The sequence below is a fragment of the Fibrisoma montanum genome, assembly GCF_003583365.1.
GTDB lineage: Bacteria > Bacteroidota > Bacteroidia > Cytophagales > Spirosomataceae > Fibrisoma > Fibrisoma montanum.
Genome location: NZ_QXED01000007.1, coordinates 1 through 23827 on the forward strand (window position 1 = coordinate 1; position 23827 = coordinate 23827).

Sequence of the window (23827 nt, forward strand, 5' to 3'; positions counted from 1 at the left end):
CCCAAGCCCCATGCCCCGTGCCCCCTGCCCCACGCCCATTACCCCCACGCCCCACCACAGTAACGGCCAGCGGAAAATAAGCTTTGTAGTCCCGCTCGAACGACAGGAAATCGTAGGTGCGCTGCTGAAACCATTTGCCGCACAACAGAAAGAAAATTAGGCCCGCAACGGAGTCGTAGTAGCCCGCGCCGTTCAGGACCAGCACCTCATACGTACTGCGGGTAAACGCAACCAGAATACCCAGCAGAATGGGTACGTCGATGTTGACGACAGCCTTGCGCAGGCTCCGCCATACGGATTCAAAATACCCCGACGCCGAATAAAACACGACCGGCAGGGCCAGCAGCAGATTGATTCGACCGAACCAGTGCTTAAACGTAGGATCGTCGAGCCCCAGGTACTCCGGAAAGCTGAACAGCATAATGTTACCGGCGCAAAACCCCGCCACCCCCAGCCGGTAGAGCAGCGACCGGTACGACGGCTTTTGGCCTGCCTGAACGACATCATTGAGACTAATCAGCGGCTCATACCCCAGCGAGGTCAGCAGTTCGACCACCTGCCGGAGCGTCAACCGGCTGGTCTGGTACGTCAGGTGAACCTGTTTTTTGAGAAAATCGACCCGCGTCTGCGTGATACCGGGCTGAATGCGATACAGATGCTCCAGCAGGTACAAACAGGACGAACAGTGTATGGTCGGTACGTAAAATGTGACGCGGGCGATCGTGCCATTCGTGAACGTCAGGAGCTGAGCGGCAATATCAGGATGATCCAGAAACGCAAACTGAGCCTGGCGCGGGCTGGTACCCGGCGTCTGGTTGTAGTCGTAATACTGACAAAGCTGGTGGTCACTCAGGATGGCATAGACCGTACGACACCCGTCGCAGCAGAATGGTTTTCCGTCGGATTCAATGGGGTGATCAGAACAGGGAGAGCCGCAATGGGCGCAAACGGTGGCAGTGGTCGTAACCATACAACAGACATGGAATATAGCCGCAAGGTCCGCATTCCTGCCGCGTCAGGGGATGATAAAGCTCAGGGTGGGTGCTGATTGCGCTCAGCGGAGACGCACCGGGAAAGCGCCAATTTTAGCTCCATGATTACGCCCGAATCACTCATCCGAAAATACAACGTACCTGGTCCACGCTACACCAGTTACCCTACCGTACCCTACTGGCACACCGAACGATTTGATCGGCACCTGTGGCAGCAACGCCTGAACACGGCCTTTGCCGACAGCAATTATACCGACGGCATCAGCCTCTACATTCACCTGCCCTATTGCGAAAGCCTCTGTACGTTCTGCGGCTGCAACAAACACATCACCCGCAATCACGCCGTTGAGACCCCGTACGTTGACGCCCTGCTGACGGAATGGGAACAATACTGCGACTGGTTTCCCGAGCGCCCGCGCCTTGCCGAGTTGCACCTGGGGGGCGGTACACCCAGCTTTTTCTCCCCGCATGAACTGCATCGGCTGCTGGCGGGTATCCTCCGGTGGGCCGATCCCGTCGACGAACCCGATTTTGGCTGGGAAGGACACCCGAACAACACCACCCGCGAGCATCTGCAAACCCTTTATGACGTCGGTTTCCGGCGAGTCAGCTTTGGCGTGCAGGACTACGATCCGGTTGTCCAGCAGGCCATCCACCGCCCCCAACCCTTCGCCAACGTCGAACAGGTGACGCGCTGGGCCCGCGAGATTGGGTACACGTCCATCAGTCACGACCTGGTGTTTGGCTTACCGTTTCAGCGGCAGGAGTCAATTATCCACACCGTACTGCAAACCCTGCGGCTCAGCCCCGACCGGATTTCGTTCTACTCCTACGCCCATGTTCCCTGGATTAAAGGAAACGGCCAGCGTGGCTTTCGGGACGGGGACCTGCCCACCGCCGACGAAAAGCGGGCGCTGTACGAAACCGGCCGGATGCGGCTCGAAGCGGCCGGTTATACTGAAATCGGCATGGATCACTTCGCGCTGCCGCACGATTCGCTGCACAAGGCGGCTCAGGCCGGTACGCTCCACCGCAATTTTATGGGGTATACCACCGCCAAAAGCAAGGTGTTGATCGGGCTGGGGGCTTCGGCCATCAGCGACGTAGGGACGGCGTTCGGGCAGAACGAAAAGGAACTGGCCCGCTACCTGCAACGTATCCGGGCGGAGGAGTCACCCATCTTCCGGGGGCACCTGCTTAGCGACGATGATCAATTCATCCGCTACCACATCCTGAACATCATGTGCCGCTTCGAAACCACCTGGACGCTGGCCGACTGGTCGGCTAACGACTGGCTGGCCCTCTCGGTGCGGCTGGAAACGCTACGTCAGGATGGCCTGGTTGAGTTCGACGAAACCGGTCTGCGCGTTCTGCCGCAGGGTCGCCCGTTCCTGCGCAACATCGGCATGGCGTTCGACCGGTATCTGAACCAGCCGGTAGCAGAAACCGGCCGGCTGTTTTCGCAAACGGTGTAAGCACCCGAAATCACCAGCGACACTCCCTGTTTAAACCTCTGCCTCATGCTGTCCCATCTGTCCGACGAAGTCATTAACCACATGCTGACCAACCAATGGTATGGTCGCCTGGGCTGCGCGGCCGGCAACGATGTCCTGGTCGTTCCGGTCACCTTTCTCTACGATGGTCATTTTATTTACGGCCATACCCGCGAAGGAACAAAAACGAAGCTGATGCGGCAGAATCCGAATGTATGTCTGGAAATTGATGAAGTCGTATCCCCTACCCACTGGCGTAGCGTTGTCGTACACGGTCAGTTCGAAGAGCTGGCGGGCGACGACCGAACGGAGGTTTTGCACCGACTGGGCCCGCGAACGGCCCCGTTCTTTGCCGATGAAGTACCCATCTGGCCCGACGGACAACCTGATGCGTTAGCGTCACCTGCCCTGCCGCCGACGGTTGTCTACCGGATTCGGATCAGCCGGAAGAGCGGGCGGGCCGAACGCCGGCAAACGTTGCAGTCGGATTCAAGACTGCTGTAGACGTTGGAGCCAATAGGAACAGAGTTTTTAGGAACATTAAATGAAACTACTTACGTAAAGTAAAGCTCATCACCTGATTGACTGGTTGCGCTTACTTTTTTGATTTAGCAGTTTTATCCAGCTGATAATTAGCAGACAACTGTTGCTTCTCGTAGTTGATAACCACTAATTTCTGACCATTCGCCTGCTTTTCCTGAAGAAGTACTTCGTTTATGTGATGCTCCATAAAGACAGCTTTAACGGCTTTTCTGTCTCTGGTAGGCTGACCATTGAGCAGATACAAAATTGCTTTAGATGGGCCATCAAATAAAGGCACGCCCCCAGGCAGACATCCCTTCTCAATAACTACTGGTTCATCGGCAAGCACAGCGCAAGCTGAATAGAAATCATGATCGGCCTTTGTGTAGACATAATTAGCCTTTCTCAGTGGGCTACTCAGCGGACCCATTGGCTCAATAGCGGGCCTGCAGGACAAGCTCCCCGTCAGCAACAAAACGGCAAAAAAACCTCGTAAGCAGTTGATCTTCATGGTGCGTTGGTTTTGACTACAAGGCAAACGCCCATGTATGATTAATTGATATAAGGAAAATGAAAAGTTTAGTAGCTGGCGATCCAGTGTGTTTTATGATAAACAATACGCTCACAATTCGGCCGCTACGGTTGGCGCTGGCGACGGCAGGATTACTTTCCGGCTAGGTGACAAGGTAGCTCGTCCGTAGAAAAACCAGGTGGCTATTCCCCATAACGTGACCAGAATACCGGTGTAACTACTCACGACCGGCTGGCCCAGATCGGCAGTGAACACCAGGTCCATACTGCCATGAGAAAGCGCGCAGACGACTTCAGCGCCCCGCGCCCCCTGCCCCACGCCCATATAATACGGTGGCCGGATCAGCCAGGAAATGGCGTAGACCCAGCCAAAATAGTGGAGAACAGGAAACCAGAATCGTCGGGAAGCGGAAAAACCAGACTGCATAGGACGGTGGGGAACATCCTGCCACGGCCGGTATGGGTCCGCGCTGACAGGCGTTGGTAGTTGGCTCAAACCTACCCGCCTTTCCACCCCACACCGATGATCTGCGTCAACTCCTTGCCTGATTGTCAACAAAAAGAGCCACCAGTCATTGACCGATGGCTCTGGTACTTTACACCTAACGGATTAATTACCGAGTTGTTCTTCGCCGGGCTTGAATTCAACTGGCCGCTTTGGCTGTTGTTTCTTCGCTACCCGCGATTGCACAGCCGGCCCCATAGGCCGTTGCATCTTATAATTCCAGTTTGAAAAATTAGAGTTTGGATCAACCGGGACGGCTATGCCTCCCTGCTGCGTAGCGCTTAACGGCTGGTTTTTGTAATCAGCCGAAGCAACCCGCTGCGGACCCTGCGCCGGAACAATCACCGCCGTACGATTCTCCCATTTCCGGGCTTCGGCAGCTTTGTTCGGGTGTTTATAATTATGCGTCGAATACGTTACGTCCCGTTTCAGTTTTTCATCCTGAGCCGTAGCCGTATGAATCGCTACCACGCCTGTCAGGGCGGCAGCAATCAGCAACATACGTTTCATAACAAGTCTGTGGTTTTGTTGTACTTGTTACGAATAAACAAAAAAAATAGCTACTATATTTATAGTTTTTACTATTTTTTCTTGTTTACCATGCGAATTACTGATTCTTCATGCGTATAATCTTCTATTTTTGATAAATGCACCCAATGAATATCTTTTGTTTCGGGGGTATGACGAAACGATTCATCGGGATTGGCAATCATTTTAAAACGAATATCATAGTGGAAATGCGCCGGTTCTTCTTTCCGCTCCGGAATCAAATGAATATCAACATCATAGATAGCCGGACTTGCCAGCCGGACCGAGGTGAGTCCGGTTTCTTCCTGAGCCTCCCGCAGGGCAACGTTGGCTAGATCCGGGTCACCGTCGGCGTGACCGCCCGGCTGCAGCCACCGGTCCAGTTTTCGGTGATGCACCAGAACTACCTGCTGACCGTCCGGACTGACGATCCAGGCTGAACCCGTTACGTGCCCAATGGCCAGTGATCGCTCGAAACAGTCGGGATGCTGCTCCACGAAGGTAATGGTATCGCTGACCATGGCCCGCTCATGATCGCCCAGCGCCTGGTCTTCTGTATTCTGGTACTCCCGAAGTAACGAAAGAAGTAATTGACGGTGCATTGGTTGAGATTCTGCGTAAAAAGGCGCAATTTCGTGGCGTTTTCTAAAAAGGTTTTACCCGATAGATATTTATGCGTAAAATTTCCTTGAGTGTTGCCACGCTCTGCTTAGCCGCTCAGTTAGCCACCGCCCAGATCAAGCTACCGTCACCGAGCCCCGGTGCTACCATCATGCAATCCGTGGGTGTGTCGGATTTCACCATTAAATACTCACGGCCCAGCCTGAAAGGCCGTACGCCTTTCACCGGCGATTTTGTACCGTACGGCAAAGTATGGCGGACGGGCGCTAACCAGGCTACTGCCTTCACGACCTCAACCGACCTGATGGTGAACGGCCAGATGCTGCCCGCCGGTACGTATGCGATCATGTCGATCCCGACCCAAACCGACTGGACGCTGATCTTCAACAAAAACACCGCCGTTACGGAGCAGAACTACAAGCAGGAAGACGATGCCCTGCGCGTGAAACTGACGCCGTCGGCCAGCCCGGAGAAGATTGAAACGTTCACGATCAACTTCAGCGATCTGACCGACAGCACCGCTAAGCTGAATTTCATGTGGGCGAACGTGAAGGCCTCGGCCGACATCGCCGTGAATACCAGCGCCAACGCAGCCGCTAACGTAGAGAAGGCCGTTGCTGAAAAGCCCGACGATGCCGCCGTTTTGCAGGCAGCCGCCAACTACAACCTCTCGAAAGGCCGGAACCTGGAGCAGGCGCTCGGCTGGATCGACAAGTCCATTGGTCAGAAGGAAAACTTCCGGAACCTGTTCATCAAGTCACAGATTCTGGGGCAGATGGGCAAGTACGCCGAGGCTCTGCCATTAGCCCAGAAAGCTCTGTCTTTGGGCCAGTCGGCCAACGACCCGGTTTTCCCTTTCTTTAAGGATGGTATCGAAAAAACCATTACCGAATACACCGCCAAAGTACCGGCTATGCCCGCTGTAAAAGGCAAAAAAGGCAAGAAAAACGCGTAAGCGTTCAGTCGCTTTCTGCATGCCAACGCCCAGCCATCATGGCTGGGCGTTGGCATGTTCAGGGCTTGCAAACCGGACTACAAACCTACCTGCGCCGAAACCTTCACGGCAAACGTAGTCGCCTGCGGCACATCGCGGTACGTGAGTCGGTGCAGGGCCTCAATCCGGAGCAGCCTGAATACATTTTCGACGCCATAGCCGACTTCTACATACGGTACGTTCCGCCCGGCGGGGCTGCCAAGCGAACGAATGGGTGCTATCGGCTGCCCCGCCGGGTCGTAGGCAGCCAGTATCCGGCGGTTCTGGGCACTGAGCGATCCCCACAGTACTTTTCCTTCCACGAACGTCCGCCAGTTCCACCGCCGAATCAACGGCAGGCGGTTGGTCAGGGCTCCCTCGAATTTGTGCTCGGCCGCCACGGATACGTAGCGGTCGGAGACAAACTCAGCCGGATTCATCAGGTTGTAGGCGTTGCGGTTGTAGACCGGCGTGGGGTTTCCCAGATGCACCTGCAACAGCGGATACGGTACGGCCGATGGCGTGTAGCCGGCCTGTACGGTATACTGCATACGACCCAGCACTCCCCATCGCAACTGGTGCGACCAGTCAAACTGCCACTTGTCATAGCTGGCTACCTGCGCTCTGTTGTTGTCGGGATGATACCAGCCGTGGGTGTACCGCAGGGTCACGATGGGGGCCGTTTCGCCGGCCCGGCGCCGGATGCGACGCGAGTTAACCCGGCGGCTCGGCAGCCGACCCGGTGCGTAGCGGGTTTCCAGAAACACTTCGTCCGTTACGTAGCCTACGCTGGGCGTGGGCAGCGTAGTGTCGTCTACCGGCATCCGGAACGCAAAAGGAAACGTTGGCCGGAACGTCCGCTCCCGAACGCCGATTGTCTGCGTAAAGGCCCGGGCAACATCGCGCTGCACCGACAGGCTGGTTTCTTCCTGATAATAGGCCCGCGGCCAGTGGCCAAAGCGGTTGACATACGTCAGGAACGGATTATCGGCCACATCTTCGGTCCGTAACCCCAACTGCTCCAGGTCATAGCTGCTCCGCAGGCTGATCATGGTCAGGGGCTTGCGGGTCGGGATGTAATGCACTTCCCAACCCGACTTCCAGACCTTATCACGGGTGCCGTATGCCACATACCCCGCCAGCAGCCAGCGTCGGCTAAACAGGTTGGTCGTCCGCGCCCCGATCCGCAGCCGATGCCCTTCTATGTTGTTGTAGGCCCATCCCGAAAACAACGAGCCCACCTGCACAGACTTGCCGACGGACAGGAACCCACCGTTCGACAGGAAGGCTGCGGCCCGGGTATACGCTTTCACCAGCGGTACGCTGCGGACGGTATCCAGCATGGCCTGGAACGCTACGTTTCGGGTCGAGTCCGCACCCAGGCTATGCTGGCGGGCGGTCTGCCAATACTGATCGCTGCTTTCGTTCCGGTCCTCGGCCGTTTCGATCTCCGGTTCGTAAAAACCAGCGGGTTTCGGTTGCCCCACTACGGCCTCCTGCACGGTCGTGAGGTAGTCGACCGTAGCGCCGAAGGTATTTTTGACCACTTCGCCAACCGACACCACTACGTGGGTGCGTTCGGGCAGCCAGGCTTTCAGCGAGTCGCCGAGCAGCTCGTACGATTGCTCAATCTGTACCTGATTGATGTAGTTCAGATTGGCTTGTGGGCCGATGGTGGCGTCGATCTGCACCAGCGCATAGCTTACCGTATCGATCCAGACGCGGCCCTGCATCACCAGATCGCGGGGGTTCCTGGGGTCAAAGTCGATGCCAAAGCAGGTATGCTGACCAATCTGGGCCGTATCGGCCAGAAAGTACCGGTACGCCCCGCGGCCATTGTCGGCCAGGGGTGACATGAATTCCTTGTTGAAGATCCCCACCGCGTTCTGGTAGAAATTAATTGTCGAGAAGCCGGCCCCCGTGAACAGCGCCACGAAACTATCGTCGGTCAGGCCAACGCTGTTGATGTTGGTTTTCAGGATGTGCTCTTTCTGGCGCTGCGGCTCACGCCGACCATACAGCTTTGACACCGACTCCGACATGAACACCGGCAGCACCATCGCCGAATCAGGCACTACGGTACCGGGCGCCTGTTTTTGTTTAAGCGCATCCAGTACAGCCCGCACAGCCCTGCGTTCCCGAAACGGCCTGGCCATATCAGTGATGCTGATCGCCAGCTGGCTGTAGGCCTGGTATTCATAGGCGTTCGCCCGCCGATAATCATTCTGTTTCCGGCGGTCATTGACCAGGCGCAGCACCCGGTAAGCGGGGTTCTCGCCCGCCCGAACGGTCACTTCGCCCAGCGTAGCGGTAGCCGCAGCCAGGCTGATGTCAACAGTCTGCGTCGGTTTGGTTGGGTCGATAGCCAACTTGGCAGCCTGGAACCCCATCGCCGAAACGAGCAATGTATCGGCAGGCTGGCGAAGAATTAATTGATAGCGACCGTCGGGATCGGCCTGCGTCCCGATGGGCTTGCCGGCAACGGCTACGTTTGCAAATGGAATGGGTTGGCCCGTTGCGGCTTCAGTGATTCGGCCAGTGACCGTTAGCTGGCTTTGAGCGGGTAAAGCTATTCCCAGCCAAAAGCTGAATAAAAAGAGGATAAAACAAGCGTGTTTCATAATTCAGGTATGCATCGTGGCAAACTTGCCGACTTCTTGAGAAATTGTTGAGATGGTTAAACCCAAGCCAGCATTTTTGATGATTGACCTGCCAGATTGCCGCCCTGAACTGATCAGTACGTAGCTGGCCGGTTTGCCGGCTTTCGATCTGTCTGACAACTGAGTCGACTTACACCCTCATGCGTATCCGCTACGTTTTTGCAACCGGCCAGGAAAGACGGCTGGACATGTTCATGAACAGGCCCTGGCCTCTGGCAGGCCGGAGATGACCCACGACCATTGAACCCACCTGGTTTGCGTTTTATTTTTCGGTTGCTGCTTATGGCAAACTTGTGGTAATTTCAGGTAGGAAAAGCAACCACCACCCAACCATTTCCATGACTAGAAACCGATTTGTCGCGGCTCTCTCTGCCCTGCTGTCTGCCCCTTCGCTGGCCCTTACCGGCCTATGGAAAGCCTTACCACCAATTAAAGGCTTTAAGATTACTGCGGGTGAAGGCCGTAAGCATGGTCACATCACACTCCGGGGCGTTAATGTCAATGTGATTGATGTGAAGATTTCGGGTAGCGACACCGACGGTGGTCTGGCGGTTTTTGAACAGACTTCCCTTTCGCCGGGACGCGGCACCCCGTTGCATGTTCACCCGGCGCAGGACGAAGTGTTCTACGTACTGGAAGGGACGTATTATTTTCAGGTCGGCGACGAGAAACATACCCTGAAAGCTGGAGACAGTATTTTTCTTCCCCGTAAAGTGCCCCATGCCTGGACGCAGGTGGCCGAACGGGGCAAGATGATCGTGATGCTACAGCCAGCGGGCAAACTGGAGGATTTTTTTGTTTCTCTGGCGGGTATGGATCATGAACCTTCTAAAGAAGAATTAGGCAAGCTGTTTGCCAACAACGAGATGCAGGTTGTGGGACCGCCCTTAAAACTGGATTAGTGATGGTGTATGGGCAGCTTACTACGTCCGGCAATCCAGCCAAAAAAACAGCGATACCGTCAGGAACGGTATCGCTGTAGTGTGTAACCTTCCGTTGCTGCAGCGACCGGGCCGCCCGCCAACGTTTGCGAATAGACTTTATTAACTTTAGCTGTCTGACTCGTTATTACCTGTCAACGACTACCCGGTAATCAACCGGCCAGTTTTACATTCAGTACTTCCTGGGCTAATTGCCAGCGTCCCGATCGTTTACGCCAGATGCGCAGATACGCCTGCTGCCGGCGCTGGTACGTAGCGTAGCCGTACACAAACCCAAAATCGCCCGAGGGAGCTACCACAGCCCGTACGGGTCGGTAGTCGACCTGCTGGGTGGAGGCATCGGCCACCGTCCCTGCCGCCTTCCCCACATTGGGCGCAAAACCATCCCGCAGCAGTCGGACGGAATCCGAAGTGGGCCACACTTGCCGGTACGCATCCCGCAGGCTGTTCGCACGGGCGATTTCAGCAAAGGCCGTTTCCGTTTGCAGCAGTTCCCGGCCCAAAGCGGCCGTGTCGGCGGCTGCGGTCACTTTAGCAGCAAATTGGGCGGGGGGCTGCACGTCGGGCACCGGTACGTCAGGTTGCCCGTGAATGATACCGAAGTCGACGAGGGCTTTCCAACTGCCATCGGCCGTTTTGTGCCAGACGGTCGTGTAGTGACCGTGCGCTACCGGCTTATCGTCCATCGAATGCGGGCGAATTTCGAACGGACCAGTCGTGTACCCCAGTGACCCTGACTGAGCAATTTCGGCGTAGGCCGGTCGCCAGAGTAGTTTGCCGGGTTCTGACTGCAGCCTCGCATACGCCGGTCGGCCGGGACTGAATCGATTGGTTTCGTAAATTACCGATTGCTCATCGAGGTTTTCCAGGAACGCATCCCGAATTCCTTTGTCGATCGCACGCTGGGCAAAGGCCCGTTCAGCGGCTACCAGCGCCTGGTAATCCGACCGAACGGAAAGTGGTTCGGTCGGCAGCATGGCTCCTGCCAGAGCCGCTATGGCAACCCATACGGTATGCATACATTAAAAAATTGAGTTTATACACGGAGCTGACGGCTCAGCTATGATCCAAAGGTCGGGTGGCCCGGGTTGTTTTGCGGGGTCAATTCTCTGAACGACCCTGGATTTTATGCGAAAGCCCCAACGGGCTGTTCCATCTACCGGCTTTTTCCGTAGAAGGCCTTCAGGTTATCGCGGTAGTTCCGTGTCCATTTGAGTACCTCCCCCGATTGCATCCGGACGACATAGTCGCCGTTGTAGTGCGTTTCCACTTCCTTAATGTAATTGACGTTGATGATGTACGACCGGTGTATCCGTACGAAATCCAGCGGATCGAGCTGCGTTTCCAGGTTTGTCAGGCTGTCGTAAATCGTGTAGTGGCTGCGGCCGGTGTGCAGCGTAATGTAGTTTCCTTCGGCGTCGAAGTACCGGATGTCGGCGGTATCGACAAAAAACATCCGGCCATTTTCCTTCACCAGCATCCGGCGGAGGTACGTGCCCGAGCCAGCGGGCGCAGCCACGGTATGCAACTGGCTCAGCAACGCATCCATATCAGGCTGGCTTTGTAGCCGGAGCCGTTCCTTGGCCCGTTCCAGCGCCTGAAAAAAACGCAGGTCGTTGAACGGTTTCAGCAGGTAATCGATCGCGTTCACCTCGAAGGCTCTCAGGGCGTACTGATCGTAGGCAGTCGTGAATACCACGACGGGCTGGTGGTACGTCCAGATTTCGCGCAGTACGCCAAAGCCGTCCAGTTCGGGCATTTGAATGTCCAGAAAAATCAGATCGGGGCGCTGTTGCAGTATCATCCGAACGGCTTCGGTGCCGTTGGCGGCTTCGGCCGTAACCACAACCGACGGATCTGTTTGCAGATAGACCTGCAGTACCTCGCGGGCCGACAGTTCGTCGTCAATCAACAGGGTTCGATACGGTGTCATAAGATTGAGGAAGGGGTACTCCGGCAACTACCGGAAAACTTATGGTTACGGTTGTGGTACCGGTATGGGGTTGATCAAAACGCAGTTGTCCGGCGTCGCCATAAGCCTGCTGTAGCCGCGACAACGTATTGGAAAGGCCCAGTCCGCCCCCCTTTCGGGTCGTTGAGCGGATAATCCCCCAGCCATTATCAAAAACGGATATCAGCAGTCGCCCCTCGTGTTCCCGGGCCGTAATACGTATCAGTGCATCCGTGGTCAGGTCGGCAATTCCGTGCGTAATGGCGTTTTCGACCAGCGGTTGCAGAATCAGCGACGGTACCAGACAAGGTTCCACAACCGGTTCAATGTCGTATTCGATCGTCAGCCGGTCCCGAAACCGAATCTGCTGAATCGCCAGATATTGCCGGGTCAGTTGCAGCTCCAGCCTGAAGGACAGGAAGTTCTCGTGCTGGTGGGCCAGTACGCCCCGCAGCAAATCGCTGAGGGCCGTTACCATATCGATGGCCAGCCGCGGCTGGTTACGAACCATCAGGCTCACGATGGTATGCAGCGTATTGAACAGGAAATGAGGGTTTAACTGCATCTTCAGCGCCTGAAGCTGCGCATTGCTTAACTGCGACTTGAGCTGCTCGTTCGCCAGTTCGGTTTGCAGGTGCCGCTGGCTGAGCGCCTGAAACCGGTAGATGTAGGCAATGATACTGTATCCGGCCACCAGCAGGAGGTACTGAGCAAACGAATTGGAGAAGTTGAAAAAGAAAGCCACCAGCATGCTCCGGATGGTAATGGCCTGCCCACTTTCGTACAGGTAGGCCGGCGTGGTCAGCACGTATACTACGGAGAACTGAACGAAACTCAGGCCCGAGAGGGCCAGAAAATGAACGGTTACGGGCTTAAACAATCCCCGCAGCCGGTGCAGGTTGTGAAACGGAAAACGCTGGGCCAGCCAGACAATGAAGGGAGTGGCTCCCCACCAGTACAGCAGCTGCAGCAGCCACACCAGCGACTCGACGTAGTACATCCGGCTGTTGGGCGTAATCCACCACACCATCGTGGACTGCCAATAGCTGATAATTCCGAAGAAACCCCAGTACACACCCGCGTACAGCCAGAACTGGCGACGAGTCAGTGGAATACCGGACTGGTGGAGCAACCGATCAACAAAGCGCATAGGGAACGTACCGGATGAGGCAAACATAGCACATCGGTACGCGGATGTCAGCCAAAACTATGTGGATTTGCTGAATTGCAGTGTCAACGTACGTAGCAGCCCTTTGAACGGTTGCCGGACGCAGCAGTCGGAAACGGTCGGGACGTTTTTATGCCGTCCGGTTCGGATTTTCATTGACGAATGCCGACCACGCCCCTTTTTTACTTTTTTTGCTCGATACGAGCGGGATGGCATTTTCGTGAAAATGGTGGCAAACCGCAATGGCCAGCGCATCGGTAGCGTCGAAAAACTGGGGGTTCAGATCGGCCTTCAGCAAGTGCCCTACCATGTGCGACACCTGATCTTTGGACGCGTTGCCGTTGCCCGTAACGGACTGTTTGACCCGCCGGGGTGCGTATTCAACAATCGGGATGTTCCGCGACAGGGCAGCCGCCATCACTACGCCCTGTGCCCGCCCCAGTTTCAGCATCGCCTGTACGTTCTTCCCGAAAAACGGGTCCTCGATGGCCATCTCATCGGGCTTGTATTCGTCGATCAGCCGCAGAATGGTTTCGTGCAGTTTCTGGAGCTTCAGCTGGTAGGTGCTATATTTGCTCAGGTGAACCACGCCGTACTGCATCATCCGCATGACGCCCGCCTGCACGCCAATGATGCCGTACCCGGCCACCTGCGTGCCAGGGTCGACCCCCAGAATGATTTTTTCGGTGGCGACGGCGGAAGAATTAAGGGATGCAGTCATACAGGGGCGTTGGGGCTTTTTGCAAAGTAACGAGTTCCAGCACGTTTTGCAGCTACTATCGTCTCAAAAAATCGTCTTTTGGATTAAAATAGCCGTTTTTGCGGGGATTCTCCTGTACATTGGCTACGTACTCCGCCGGCAGCCCTTCGACCTGTCGGTTGTCCGGAACCAGTGGCACCAGGTGAGCCGGCCGGGTTGGTGGGTCGCCGGGCTGCTGCTGCTCACGCCCATCAACTGGGGACTCGAAGCGCTTAAGTGGCAGCTTCTGGTCCGGCGGGTGGAGCCGATCAGCTTTCGCGCTGCTTACCAGGGTGTGCTGGCCGGGCTCTCGCTGGGGTTTGTGCTGCCCGCGCAGCTGGGCGATACGGCCGGGCGGGTCCTGTCCCTGCGAACGGGCGAGCGGGGAGCGGCCATCGGGGCGTCGCTGGTATCGGGCGGGATGCAGTTCTACGTAGCGCTTGTGTTTGGCACACTGGCCTGGGGCTATCATCTGCAAACCGTGCCCGAACGCAACACCCCGGCCGGCCGCTGGCTGCTGGCTTTGTTGTCTATCCTCTCACTGGGCGGCATTTTCTTTGGCCTGACGTACCGGCGACTGATTCGCTGGTCGGTACAATGGCCCCGGCTCAACCGGTGGTCGACGTACTGGTCGGTGATTGGCCGGTACAGCAACGGCGACATTGGTCTGGCGCTGGGCGCGGCTACCCTCCGGTACCTGGTTTTTTCACTCCAGTTCTACGTCGCGATGCGGTTGCTGGGGGTGATACTTCCGGGGGCTGCGGCAGCGGCCGGCATTGGCCTGGTTTTTCTGGCCAAAACCATCACGCCCGCCTTTAATCTGCTCAGCGACCTCGGCGTGCGGGAAGCGGCTTCGCTCTGGGTATTTGCGCCCACGGGTACACCGGCCTCCCTCCTGCTGACCATCACGCTGACGCTCTGGCTGGCCAACGTACTGCTGCCGGTCGTGGTGGGCCTGCTGTACGTATGGCGGCTAAAACTGGCAACCTCATGACCATTCTCCTGCTGATCATAAGTTTATCCTACGCCCTGTTCACCCTGCTGCTCTGGCTTACTTGGTGGCGCATGCCTTACCTGCGGCCCGCCCTGCCAGCCGGCCTCGGCCCGCGCATAACGGTCATTATCCCCGTTCGCAACGAAGCCGCCAACCTACCCTTTCTCCTCGACGACCTGGACCAGCAGACGTACCGACACTTCAACGTGATCGTTGCCGACGACTCCTCGACGGACGAGACCCTCGCCATAGCCCGAGAATGGGCCCAACGGGCGTCGTACGGGCTGCACCCCCTCCCCTTGTCTGATGAGCGAACGGCCTCCCCCAAAAAACGCGCTATTACGCAGAGCATCGCCAAAGCCGACGGGGAACTGATCATAACGACCGACGGCGACTGCCGCGTTGGGCCGCACTGGCTGGAAACCTTCGCTGCTTTTTACCAGGAAACCGGCGCTGCGATGCTGATTGGGCCCGTGACGTTTGCAACGGATTCGTCTATTTTTGGGTCCTTGCAGATAGTAGAGTTTGCAAGCCTGATCGGATCGGGAGCCTGTACGCTCGCACTCGGCCGGCCAACCATGTGCAACGGCGCAAACCTTTGCTACCAGAAACGCGTTTTCGAGCAAGTTGGCGGTTTTTCGGGGGTCGATCACCTGGCATCGGGCGACGATGAGTTTCTGATGCACAAGGTTGCCGATCAGTTTCCGGGACGCATTCAGTTTGTCAAAAACCGGAACGCCATCGTCACGACGGCAGCCCACCAATCGTTGCGGGCTTTCTACCAGCAACGCAAGCGCTGGGCGAGTAAGTGGCGGGCTTATACAAGTTGGCTGCCGACCCTGCTGGCCGTGTTTATTTTCATGGCAAATGCGGCTCCGGTGGTCGCGCTCGGCGGCTGGCTGGCCGGCGAATTCAGTGCACAAACCGGGCTTATCGTCTTGTTGAGTAAGGTTATTCCAGAATTTTTGTTTTTACGGTCAGTTCTTGTTTTTTTACAAAAAAAATCATCAGTCAAACTAATCCCCCTGACGCAGCTGATTTATCCGTTCTACGTTATTCTGTTCGGATTGGCAGCTCAGGGAAAAGGGTACCGGTGGAAAGGCCGGGACCTGACGTAACCGGGTCGTTCGGTTGTCAGCATACAGCGTACGGTTTAGAGCCGCCCTTGGGAAAGCACCCTAGACCGTATCCTGTCCATCGATTACCGCAGACCGTAAACAGAAACCACATTGTCTTTTTTTCTGCACAAAGCCAATTTCCTGCTCCGTACAGTCTATCCGGAGTTCTGGTGGAAGGTCGAAGATGACGTTGAGCCTACGATCTATCTGACGTTTGATGATGGCCCCATCCCCGACGTAACGGAGTTCGTGCTGGAGCAACTCGACAAATACGCAGCCCAGGCCACGTTTTTCTGCATCGGCGACAACGTTCGGAAACACCGCGAGATCTTTTATCAGGTTATTGAAGCGGGGCACATGATCGGCAACCATACATTCAATCACCTGAACGGCTGGAAAACCGACGACGAGCAGTATCTCGAAAATATCCAACTGTGTCAGGAGCAGATCGGCGTCGAAACCGGGTTGTTCCGCCCGCCTTACGGACGGATCAAGAAAAGTCAGGCAACCCTGCTGCTCGACACGTACGCGGTGGTGATGTGGGACGTTCTGACCGGCGATTTCGACCAGACCTTATCCCCCGAGGTCTGTTTGCGGAAGACCCTCCAGTATACCGAACCGGGCTCTATCGTCGTGCTTCATGACAGCCTGAAAGCCTGGCCGACCATGCGGTACGTTCTGCCCCGGACGCTGGCTTATTTCGCGGAGCGGGGCTATTCGTTCCGGGCCGTTCCCCAGCCTGTGTATGCAGGATTCTGAACCACTCCTTGTCAGTGTTCTTATCGCAGCCCGCAACGAAGAGGCCACACTCCCGGCATCCCTGCGGGCTGTTTCGCGTCAGGAAGCCCCCTCGACCCGTTACGAAGTGCTGATCGGCAACGACCAGTCGACCGACCGGACCGGCGAGGTAGCGGCTGCGTGTATCGCTGACCAGCCGCGATTCCGGCTGTTTACCATCGAGCCCTCAACGACTGGTCTGGCGGGTAAAGCCAACGTACTGGCGCAACTGGCCCACCACGCCCGCGGCCACTATCTGTTCTTTACCGATGCCGACACTCAGGTTTCAGCGGACTGGATAGCGGCCATGCGGACCTCGCTGGCTGAACCCGGTGTTGGACTTGTTGCGGGCGTCACGCTGCCACGGGGCCACCGGCCATTTCATCACCTCCAGACCGTCGACTGGCTCTACAATCATACCCTGACCTACCTGGCCGGAAAGTTCGGGATTCCGGTTACGGCTATGGGTAATAACCTGGCTGTATCCCGGGCAGCCTACGCGGCTGTCGGGGGCTACGAAGCCCTGCCCTTCTCCGTAGTTGAAGATTTCACCCTGTTCCGGGCCATTGTGAAGCGGGGCTACGGGTTCCGGTACCGGCTGGATGCCCACGTGCTGGCCTATACGCAGCCTGTCGATACGCTCGGCGCGTGGCTGCAGCAACGCAAACGCTGGATGCGCGGGGCATCGGCACTCCCACTTTGGATGGTGGCTTCGCTGTACGTCCATTACCTCGCCGGACCGCTGCTGCTGCTGCTGGCCCTGATTGCGCCCGCACCGGCCCTTGGCCTTTACCTGCTCCGGTTTGGCCTGCAGACCACGACAATTTTTTTTGGATTACACCGCCTGTATCAAACGAACCCGCCCGCCCGGCGGTTATGGCCGTATGCGGTGCTGTTTGAGTTGTACCAGCTCCTGATGGGGCCCCTGTCGGTTGCGTACTACTGGCTCCCGACCCGCATTACCTGGAAAGACCGACGATATGATTAGACACGTTGCCTGTGAGAAGCAGACCCCGCTGTTTGATACGGCCCGGCGTTTCTCATCTAACGTCCAGATACGCAGACTATGATTTTGATTGACACCCACGCCCACATCTACGACGAACAGTTTGAGCAGGAGCGCGACGCGATGCTCGAACGTGCCGAAGCCGACCAGATCAGCCAGATCTGGATGCCCAACTGCGCCCGCGAAACCGTAGCCGGGATGATGGCCCTGGCCGAGCGTTACCCCGAGCGCTGCCTGCCGATGATGGGCCTGCACCCAACGTATGTGAACGATACGTTCGAGGCTGAACTGGCGGCCGTTGAAGACCAGTTGAACCGCAACGCATTCATGGCCGTTGGTGAAATCGGGCTGGATTTCTACTGGGATATGACCTTCGTGGACCAGCAGTTCGAAGCGTTCCGGACGCAGCTTCGCTGGGCCGCTGACCAGCAGTTGCCTGTTTCGATGCACACCCGGTCCGGAAACGATCGCAATGCCTTTGCCGAAGCCGCCGACGTGATCGAACACCTGGCGCTGCCGGGACTGACGGGTGTTTTTCACTGCTTTGTCGGTACCCTCGACGAAGCCCGCCGGGCCATTGATCTGGGTTTCAGACTCGGTATAGGGGGAGTCGCTACGTTCAAAAACGGCGGCCTGGATAAGATATTACCCCATATCGGCCTCGACCACATCGTTCTGGAAACCGATAGTCCGTACCTGGCTCCGGTACCGTATCGGGGCAAACGCAACGAACCCGCCTACATCCGGATCATTGCCCAACGCGTGGCCGACCTGATGCAGATCAGCCTGGAAGACGTAGCGCGGCACACCACCGCCAACGCGCAGGCCTTGCTGCCGGCTCTGTACGCCAACTTATTGCCCGAATAGACGGTTCACCGGTCCGCCAGATTGGTTGGGATGATGCTGCACAACCGCGATTCTGCCGCAGTACCATCCCAACGTTGCGGCCGTGAACAATCTGGGAAATCTGTGGCATCTTCGACAAACAAAGCACTACTTTTGCGGCTCACTTCACAGCGATGCCTTACAAAACTGTCCGAATAAACCCTGCTTTACCCAACAAACCGCGCGTGTCGGTACTGGTCATTTACACCGGCGGTACCTTAGGCATGGTATACGATCAGAAATCCGGCCAGCTCGTTCCGTTCGATTTTGAACAGGTGCTGGACCGCGTACCGGAGATTCACCGGCTCGATTTTGAGATTACCCTCATTACGCTGGGCGACATTCTCGACTCGTCGAACATGAAACCCGCCGTCTGGATCGAACTGACCCGGATCATTGAAAAAAACTACGACCAGTACGACAGCTTCGTGATTCTGCACGGCACCGACACGATGGCCTACACGGCCTCGGCGTTGAGTTTCATGCTCGGTGGGCTGAACAAACCCGTTATCCTGACGGGAGCGCAGTTACCCATCGGCGTGGCCCGCACCGATGCCCGCGAAAACTTCATAACGGCCCTCGAAATCGCAGCGGCTCAGCAGGAGGGTCATCCGATCGTGCCGGAGGTTTGCATTTATTTCAACTCCATGCTGCTTCGGGGCAACCGGGCAACCAAACAGGAAAGCGTGCAGTTTAACGCCTTCCATTCCGAAAACTATCCGCATCTGGCCATGGCGGGTGTCAGCATTGACTACAACTACCCGTTTATTCGTCCGTTCGTATCCGGTCAGCCCCTCACGGTGCGCACGGCGATTGATTCGAACGTAACGATTCTGAAACTGTTTCCCGGCATCACCCAGCAGGTAGTCGAATCCATCCTGGGGATACCGAATCTGCGGGGCGTAGTATTGGAAACGTTCGGGGCCGGTAACGCGCCTACCGACAGCTGGTTTCTGGACGCCCTGAAAACTGCCATCGACCGGGGGGTAGTGGTGTTCAACGTATCGCAGTGCGAAGGCGGACGCGTTACGCAGGGGCGCTATCAGACCAGCAAACTGCTTGATCAGATCGGTGTCGTCAGTGGCTCGGACATCACAACCGAAGCGGCCATTACGAAGCTGATGATTCTGCTGGGCCGCGAATCCGACGCCCGCCGGATCGGTACGCTGCTGGCGACTTCCCTGAGTGGCGAGATGAGCGAGTAGATAGTGTGTTCAAGGGAAATGGTTGCTTTATTGCGCCAAAACCTGCACTTTTGTGATCCGATTATACAGAGGGGTGTCCGAGCGGTTGAACCGGGCGCCGGCCGGGAGTACGCCAGGAACGTGTGTATACGTCTAAAGCGTATCGAGTCTGGCCCTCCGATTGAACAGAATAGTGATACAGAGGGGTGTCCGAGAGGTTGAACGCAGAAACCGAGATTCAACCGCTTAAAACACAAGGTGTTAGCAAACACCAGCGCCAGAAAATGAGACAGACGTTAAAGCCCTGGAAGAAACCTAAGCTCTATAACGCAAAAGGTAATTTGAAGGAGCGCTGGTTTGTCTACTATTACTACATCCATCCCAATACCGGCAAGTACCAGCGGATCCGCGTTTATCAGGACCTCAACAACTTCAAGACCAAATCCGAACGGACGGATTACGCCAACGAACTGATTCGCGGCATCACTGAGGATCTGGAGGCCGGCTATAATCCGTTCCAGCTCCAGAACGAACAGCAGCTGACCGGGCTGGACAACCTTCAGCAGGCCGTTCCGGTCTATTTAGCGCACGTAAAACGTACGTTAGGGCCTAAAACGCACACCGGTTACAAATCCACGATCGGAGCGCTGTTAGCCTGGGCAGAAAAGACCAGCCTGCATCTTAAACCGTTTAAGCTGCTGAAGGCTGCGGACGTGCAGAAGTACTTCGACTATAGCCTGGAAACAAAGGGCTGGGCGGCTTCAACCTTTAACAGTGAACTGACGGTTACCCGAGCGTTCTTCACCTGGCTGGTGGACAAGGAAGTGATCAGCTTTAACCCGGCCAAACGGGTTAAACGGCTGCGGGAAACGGTCAACAGCCATACCGCCTACAATGATGAGCTGATACAGAAAGTGACTGATTACCTCAAACAGTCGGACACCCCTACCCATAAACAACTTTACCAGTTCGTTCAATTCCTCTACTACACCTGCCTGCGGCCGAAAGAACTACGTAGCCTCAAGGTCGGTGATATACGGTTAGCGACGGCTACGATCCTGGTCGGTGGTGATCGGGCCAAAGGCAAACGATCGGAACCGGTCGATATCTCCCCAGGGCTTGAGGAGCTGATCCGGCAAATGGATCTGATCGGAAAGCCCGCTGACTGGTACGTATTCGGCAATGCCGGTAAGGGCGTACCTGGCAACTACTTTGTACCGGGCCCTGGGCCGAAACCAGTCGGTGTCAATCATTTCTCTGACCTCTACCGGGACATCATGGATGAGCTGAAAGTGGCCAAGGAATACACGCTCTACGGCTGGAAGCATACCCGTAACGTGCATCTGTGGATGGAGACGAAAGACCTCATGCGGATCATGCGGCACAACCGGCATACTGACCCCAAAGTAACGATGCGCTACCTGCGATCGCTGGGCCTGCTGATCGACACCCGACTGAAAGACGAACGTCGTATCTGACCTCGGCAACTTGCCTTTTGCCCGGTGCAACTTGCCTTTTGCTCCTCAAAAAAGTTGCAGAAATTGGCAGAAATAGTTGTGTTTTTATTTGTGAATATACTTCACAGATAGTACCTTTACAGAGTAATCAAAACACAACAGGAACATGCTTCAAGGATTTATCAACCAAGTTCAGAGCGCGATCAAACAGGTCGAAGATCGCCTAACCGCCCAACAGCACCTGATGCGGCAAGACCAGATCGATCAGGCACTCGATTACCTTGACGACCTCTACTGCGAGTACTACATGCTACTCGGTATCGACCCGCCAAAGCTCACTAAATACGACTAACAACACAGCCCCCGGCAACGGGGGCCTTACTATTAGGAGACTATGGAAACCAGCACACAACTCAATAACCTGCTTCAGCGCATCGCTCAGCAGCATACACCCGACGAAATCAACGCGGTTCAGACTGAGATTGACCAGCTCTGGCCGGCGCTCAGTGAGGAGCAGCGGGGTCAGATCCGCAAGGCAGTGCAGGCCAACACCGACCAGGCACTAGGCCAGGTTCGTGAGATTATCGACGATACCCGAAACTACCTCGTCAGCCAGGGCAAGGCGTTTGATCTGGGCGAGTGGATTACGATCGCCAGCTACGAACGGAAGTACGGCGTCAAGAAGAATACGATCATGAACTGGATTGAGCGGGGTATCATCCCGGCCGAGTGCGTGATCGTGATTGAAGAACTCAACAACATCAAGCTGATCAAGAATCAGCCCTACCGATCCTCAGCTGAGGCAGGCGCGTAAGATCGCCTGTTTAGTGTTTTGATTACGGACACCCTACTGGCCTTGCTGGTAGGGTGTTTTCATAAAAAAGCCTGGCATCATCGACACCAGGCTTTACCGAACCTTCTTTTTAACCATAACTCTTACTCAACTCAATAAGTACTGCCCGAGCGTGCGGGCTTCGTCGGGTGACATCTTAAGCACATCTTCAATTTCACTGTCCGCACTCAGGAGCGTAATCACTACGCCATCGGCCACGGTCTGAAAGCTGATCCGGTCGAGTGATCCGGACTCTTCAGCAAGTTGATTTTTGACGACTACCATGATTATATAGATTGATAGATTTGCTTACCCTTGTGCCAAATCATCCGTAACACCTGCCGACGGTTTTCTTCCTTCGAGCGGTAGCCGATATGCACCCACGCGGCATTGCCTTTCTCATCCGGATTCTCCAGAATCAGCTGGTCGAAGTCAATCGTAGCCCGCGCCCAGTCAAATAGCTTCCGGTTGGTGACTGTCCGCAGGCTGTCACAGTCAAAGTCAACAGCTTCACCGGTCATGTGGCTGGATCCTTTCGCCCCACCAATGGCTTTGTTGAGGGCTGGACTTCGGTAAAAGCTGGTGATGGGCAGTTTACCGAAGTGGTCGAAGATGGGGACGATGACCATGCGGTACGTACGCACCATGTTGCCGTAGTGTTCGGCGGTTGGTACGTTGGCGATGCCCTTGCGAATGGCCGTTTGGCTCTTGATGGCCTCTTGAAACGTCAGGTAGGCCCCAAAGTCAGGAAACAGATCACTTACGCGATCGGGTCCCAATAGGTTACTGGCTATGTCGAGATCACTCATCGCCGTCTGCGTTTAAGATCCTTTTTTATTTCCTCCTGATTACTCAGACCCGTTCGCTGGTTGCGGATCACCGTCGAGTCGGTCACCCGTTCGTGCTGTTTGAGATCGTTCATCTCGTGACGAAGCGACTTGACCTCATTGCGGAGCGACTTGACCTCATCGGCCATCGCCTGCAAAGCTTCCGAAAACCCTACTTGAACCCGCTGGCCTTGCTGTTGGCCCTGTAGGTAGGCCACCACCGTCGTCAGGATCAGCATGAAAGCCAGGCCGCGGCCTAGGTCGAGTAAGGCATCCTGACGACGTTCCAGCTCAAGGGCACGTTGTTCCGCACTGTAGGTGTCGGGTACCGGCCGCTGGTAGTAGCTCAACACGACCCCGCCAAGCATGGCACCGATGAAGGTGGCGAAGGTTTCCCAGGGCCAGGGGTTGAGCCGGGGAGCGATGAAGCCGAAGGCGCTCAGGCCACAGCCGAGCATACCGACATAAATGGCAATTTTCCACACACGCCCTTTATCAGGCGGAGCCAGCAGCAGCATCCCGTATTGAAACAGGGAGCTGAGGCTAACCAGTACGAACGGAATCAGCATTGCGTTGTTCATTGTTAAGGCTTGTCATCATTCGTTGAGTTATTCTGTCTAGTCATCTGGTACGCCTTCCACAGCCGCTGCACGAAGTCGCCAAAGTTTGCGCTCTCATCAAAGTACTTTTTCAGCAGTCGGAGCCCCTTTTCGGCCGGTATGCTGACCAGAAACCCCGCAAAGGCGACCACCAGCACGTTCCAGTGGTTCGACAGGGCAAGCATCGCCAGCAGGCCCACGAAGACAATCGCGGCAAACTGCGAATACAACCGTTGCAACAGCGAGTAATTCTCCCGGTTTTTGGTGTTGACAAACTGAAAACCGGCACCCACAAATATGAAAAATAGTACGAAGGCCAAATCGACCGGCCGTACAGCTCCAGGCAACTCCATAACGTTTTCTTGATCTCTTAGCAGGTTAGGCTGTCGGCGGGTGGATAGCATTCGGTACTCTATAAATCAGGCAAAAGCTCTGCCTCCAGCTCACGGATCCGGCGTCGGTAGCCAAACAGAAAACACCCTCGGCGCTGATACTCCCTCAGCTTGGACCGGATCCGCTGCTGT

27 protein-coding genes are annotated in these 23827 nt (G+C 56.0%); 13 read left to right on the forward strand and 14 right to left on the reverse strand.

Going from position 1 to position 23827, the window contains the following annotated elements:
- A partial coding sequence (locus tag DYU11_RS22440) for a heavy metal translocating P-type ATPase metal-binding domain-containing protein (protein ID WP_199736765.1) occupies nucleotides 1-970 on the reverse strand: 970 nt, incomplete at its 3' end.
- Between the two features lie 123 nt (nucleotides 971-1093).
- Between DYU11_RS22440 and hemN the strand changes: the two genes are divergently transcribed.
- Together hemN and DYU11_RS22450 are read left to right on the forward strand one after the other, a co-directional pair.
- Entirely contained in the window at nucleotides 1094-2467 is a 1374-nt protein-coding gene (gene hemN, locus DYU11_RS22445) for an oxygen-independent coproporphyrinogen III oxidase (RefSeq protein WP_119669975.1), read from the forward strand.
- 45 nt (nucleotides 2468-2512) lie between these two features.
- Nucleotides 2513-2989, forward strand: a complete 477-nt coding sequence (locus DYU11_RS22450) for a pyridoxamine 5'-phosphate oxidase family protein (RefSeq protein ID WP_119669976.1) — start codon at nucleotides 2513-2515, stop codon at nucleotides 2987-2989.
- 91 nt (nucleotides 2990-3080) lie between these two features.
- Here DYU11_RS22450 and DYU11_RS22455 read toward each other — a convergent pair whose 3' ends face one another.
- The 4 genes from DYU11_RS22455 to DYU11_RS22470 all read right to left on the reverse strand — a co-directional run bounded on the left by DYU11_RS22455 (nucleotide 3081) and on the right by DYU11_RS22470 (nucleotide 5173).
- Nucleotides 3081-3518, reverse strand: coding sequence for a hypothetical protein (locus DYU11_RS22455; protein WP_119669977.1), 438 nt, complete (start codon nucleotides 3516-3518; stop codon nucleotides 3081-3083).
- Nucleotides 3519-3629: 111 nt separating this feature from the next.
- On the reverse strand, nucleotides 3630-3965 hold the full coding sequence (locus DYU11_RS22460; RefSeq protein ID WP_119669978.1) for a hypothetical protein: 336 nt from the start codon (nucleotides 3963-3965) through the stop codon (nucleotides 3630-3632).
- A gap of 183 nt (nucleotides 3966-4148) precedes the next feature.
- Nucleotides 4149-4553, reverse strand: a complete 405-nt coding sequence (locus tag DYU11_RS22465; RefSeq protein ID WP_119669979.1) for a hypothetical protein — start codon at nucleotides 4551-4553, stop codon at nucleotides 4149-4151.
- Nucleotides 4554-4624: 71 nt separating this feature from the next.
- Nucleotides 4625-5173, reverse strand: a complete 549-nt coding sequence (locus tag DYU11_RS22470) for an NUDIX hydrolase (protein ID WP_119669980.1) — start codon at nucleotides 5171-5173, stop codon at nucleotides 4625-4627.
- A gap of 71 nt (nucleotides 5174-5244) precedes the next feature.
- Between DYU11_RS22470 and DYU11_RS22475 the strand changes: the two genes are divergently transcribed.
- Entirely contained in the window at nucleotides 5245-6147 is a 903-nt protein-coding gene (locus DYU11_RS22475) for a DUF2911 domain-containing protein (RefSeq protein WP_119669981.1), read from the forward strand.
- A 77-nt stretch (nucleotides 6148-6224) separates the two neighbouring features.
- Here the strand turns inward: DYU11_RS22475 and DYU11_RS22480 are convergent, their stop codons facing one another.
- Nucleotides 6225-8786 (reverse strand): DUF5686 and carboxypeptidase-like regulatory domain-containing protein, encoded by a 2562-nt coding sequence (locus tag DYU11_RS22480; RefSeq protein ID WP_119669982.1) that lies wholly within the window; start codon nucleotides 8784-8786, stop codon nucleotides 6225-6227.
- A gap of 377 nt (nucleotides 8787-9163) precedes the next feature.
- On the opposite strand from DYU11_RS22480, the gene DYU11_RS22485 reads away from it, so the two are divergent.
- Nucleotides 9164-9727: a cupin domain-containing protein gene (locus tag DYU11_RS22485; protein WP_119669983.1), complete on the forward strand. Its 564-nt coding sequence runs from the start codon at nucleotides 9164-9166 to the stop codon at nucleotides 9725-9727.
- Between the two features lie 191 nt (nucleotides 9728-9918).
- On the opposite strand, the gene DYU11_RS22490 is transcribed toward DYU11_RS22485, so the two are convergent.
- The 4 genes from DYU11_RS22490 to ruvC all read right to left on the reverse strand — a co-directional run bounded on the left by DYU11_RS22490 (nucleotide 9919) and on the right by ruvC (nucleotide 13606).
- Nucleotides 9919-10785: a YybH family protein gene (locus DYU11_RS22490; RefSeq protein ID WP_119669984.1), complete on the reverse strand. Its 867-nt coding sequence runs from the start codon at nucleotides 10783-10785 to the stop codon at nucleotides 9919-9921.
- Nucleotides 10786-10922: 137 nt separating this feature from the next.
- Complete coding sequence (locus DYU11_RS22495) at nucleotides 10923-11699, reverse strand: LytR/AlgR family response regulator transcription factor (RefSeq protein ID WP_119669985.1); 777 nt, start codon at nucleotides 11697-11699, stop codon at nucleotides 10923-10925.
- Nucleotides 11671-12894, reverse strand: a complete 1224-nt coding sequence (locus DYU11_RS22500; protein ID WP_119669986.1) for a sensor histidine kinase — start codon at nucleotides 12892-12894, stop codon at nucleotides 11671-11673. The genes DYU11_RS22495 and DYU11_RS22500 overlap by 29 nt, the downstream gene beginning before the upstream one ends.
- A gap of 121 nt (nucleotides 12895-13015) precedes the next feature.
- The gene (ruvC, locus tag DYU11_RS22505) at nucleotides 13016-13606 is read right to left on the reverse strand and encodes a crossover junction endodeoxyribonuclease RuvC (protein ID WP_119670339.1); all 591 of its coding nucleotides are present in this window, start codon (nucleotides 13604-13606) and stop codon (nucleotides 13016-13018) included.
- Between the two features lie 46 nt (nucleotides 13607-13652).
- Between ruvC and DYU11_RS22510 the strand changes: the two genes are divergently transcribed.
- From DYU11_RS22510 to DYU11_RS22550, 9 genes are all read left to right on the forward strand, one after another.
- Entirely contained in the window at nucleotides 13653-14618 is a 966-nt protein-coding gene (locus tag DYU11_RS22510) for a lysylphosphatidylglycerol synthase domain-containing protein (RefSeq protein WP_229365981.1), read from the forward strand.
- Entirely contained in the window at nucleotides 14615-15736 is a 1122-nt protein-coding gene (locus tag DYU11_RS22515) for a glycosyltransferase (protein WP_119669988.1), read from the forward strand. Before DYU11_RS22510 ends, DYU11_RS22515 begins: the two co-directional genes overlap by 4 nt.
- A gap of 111 nt (nucleotides 15737-15847) precedes the next feature.
- The gene (locus DYU11_RS22520; protein WP_119669989.1) at nucleotides 15848-16495 is read left to right on the forward strand and encodes a polysaccharide deacetylase family protein; all 648 of its coding nucleotides are present in this window, start codon (nucleotides 15848-15850) and stop codon (nucleotides 16493-16495) included.
- Complete coding sequence (locus DYU11_RS22525) at nucleotides 16482-17501, forward strand: glycosyltransferase (protein ID WP_119669990.1); 1020 nt, start codon at nucleotides 16482-16484, stop codon at nucleotides 17499-17501. The genes DYU11_RS22520 and DYU11_RS22525 overlap by 14 nt, the downstream gene beginning before the upstream one ends.
- A 78-nt stretch (nucleotides 17502-17579) precedes the next feature.
- Nucleotides 17580-18386 carry a TatD family hydrolase gene (locus DYU11_RS22530; RefSeq protein WP_119669991.1) on the forward strand — a complete coding sequence of 269 codons (807 nt, stop codon included), beginning with the start codon at nucleotides 17580-17582 and terminating at the stop codon, nucleotides 18384-18386.
- Between the two features lie 152 nt (nucleotides 18387-18538).
- Nucleotides 18539-19609, forward strand: coding sequence for an asparaginase (locus DYU11_RS22535; protein WP_119669992.1), 1071 nt, complete (start codon nucleotides 18539-18541; stop codon nucleotides 19607-19609).
- 263 nt (nucleotides 19610-19872) lie between these two features.
- Entirely contained in the window at nucleotides 19873-21066 is a 1194-nt protein-coding gene (locus DYU11_RS22540) for a tyrosine-type recombinase/integrase (RefSeq protein WP_119669993.1), read from the forward strand.
- A gap of 145 nt (nucleotides 21067-21211) precedes the next feature.
- Nucleotides 21212-21397, forward strand: a complete 186-nt coding sequence (locus tag DYU11_RS22545; protein WP_119669994.1) for a hypothetical protein — start codon at nucleotides 21212-21214, stop codon at nucleotides 21395-21397.
- 42 nt (nucleotides 21398-21439) lie between these two features.
- Nucleotides 21440-21859, forward strand: coding sequence for a hypothetical protein (locus DYU11_RS22550; RefSeq protein WP_119669995.1), 420 nt, complete (start codon nucleotides 21440-21442; stop codon nucleotides 21857-21859).
- A 126-nt stretch (nucleotides 21860-21985) separates the two neighbouring features.
- Here DYU11_RS22550 and DYU11_RS33335 read toward each other — a convergent pair whose 3' ends face one another.
- Genes DYU11_RS33335 through DYU11_RS22565 form a run of 4 tightly spaced genes read right to left on the reverse strand, consistent with a single transcriptional unit; the run spans nucleotide 21986 to nucleotide 23656 of the window.
- Nucleotides 21986-22162: a hypothetical protein gene (locus tag DYU11_RS33335; RefSeq protein ID WP_158600342.1), complete on the reverse strand. Its 177-nt coding sequence runs from the start codon at nucleotides 22160-22162 to the stop codon at nucleotides 21986-21988.
- Nucleotides 22163-22164: 2 nt separating this feature from the next.
- Nucleotides 22165-22686: a D-Ala-D-Ala carboxypeptidase family metallohydrolase gene (locus DYU11_RS22555; RefSeq protein WP_119669996.1), complete on the reverse strand. Its 522-nt coding sequence runs from the start codon at nucleotides 22684-22686 to the stop codon at nucleotides 22165-22167.
- Complete coding sequence (locus DYU11_RS22560; protein ID WP_119669997.1) at nucleotides 22683-23285, reverse strand: hypothetical protein; 603 nt, start codon at nucleotides 23283-23285, stop codon at nucleotides 22683-22685. Before DYU11_RS22560 ends, DYU11_RS22555 begins: the two co-directional genes overlap by 4 nt.
- A gap of 2 nt (nucleotides 23286-23287) precedes the next feature.
- Nucleotides 23288-23656: a hypothetical protein gene (locus DYU11_RS22565; RefSeq protein ID WP_119669998.1), complete on the reverse strand. Its 369-nt coding sequence runs from the start codon at nucleotides 23654-23656 to the stop codon at nucleotides 23288-23290.
- Nucleotides 23657-23827: the final 171 nt, after the last annotated feature.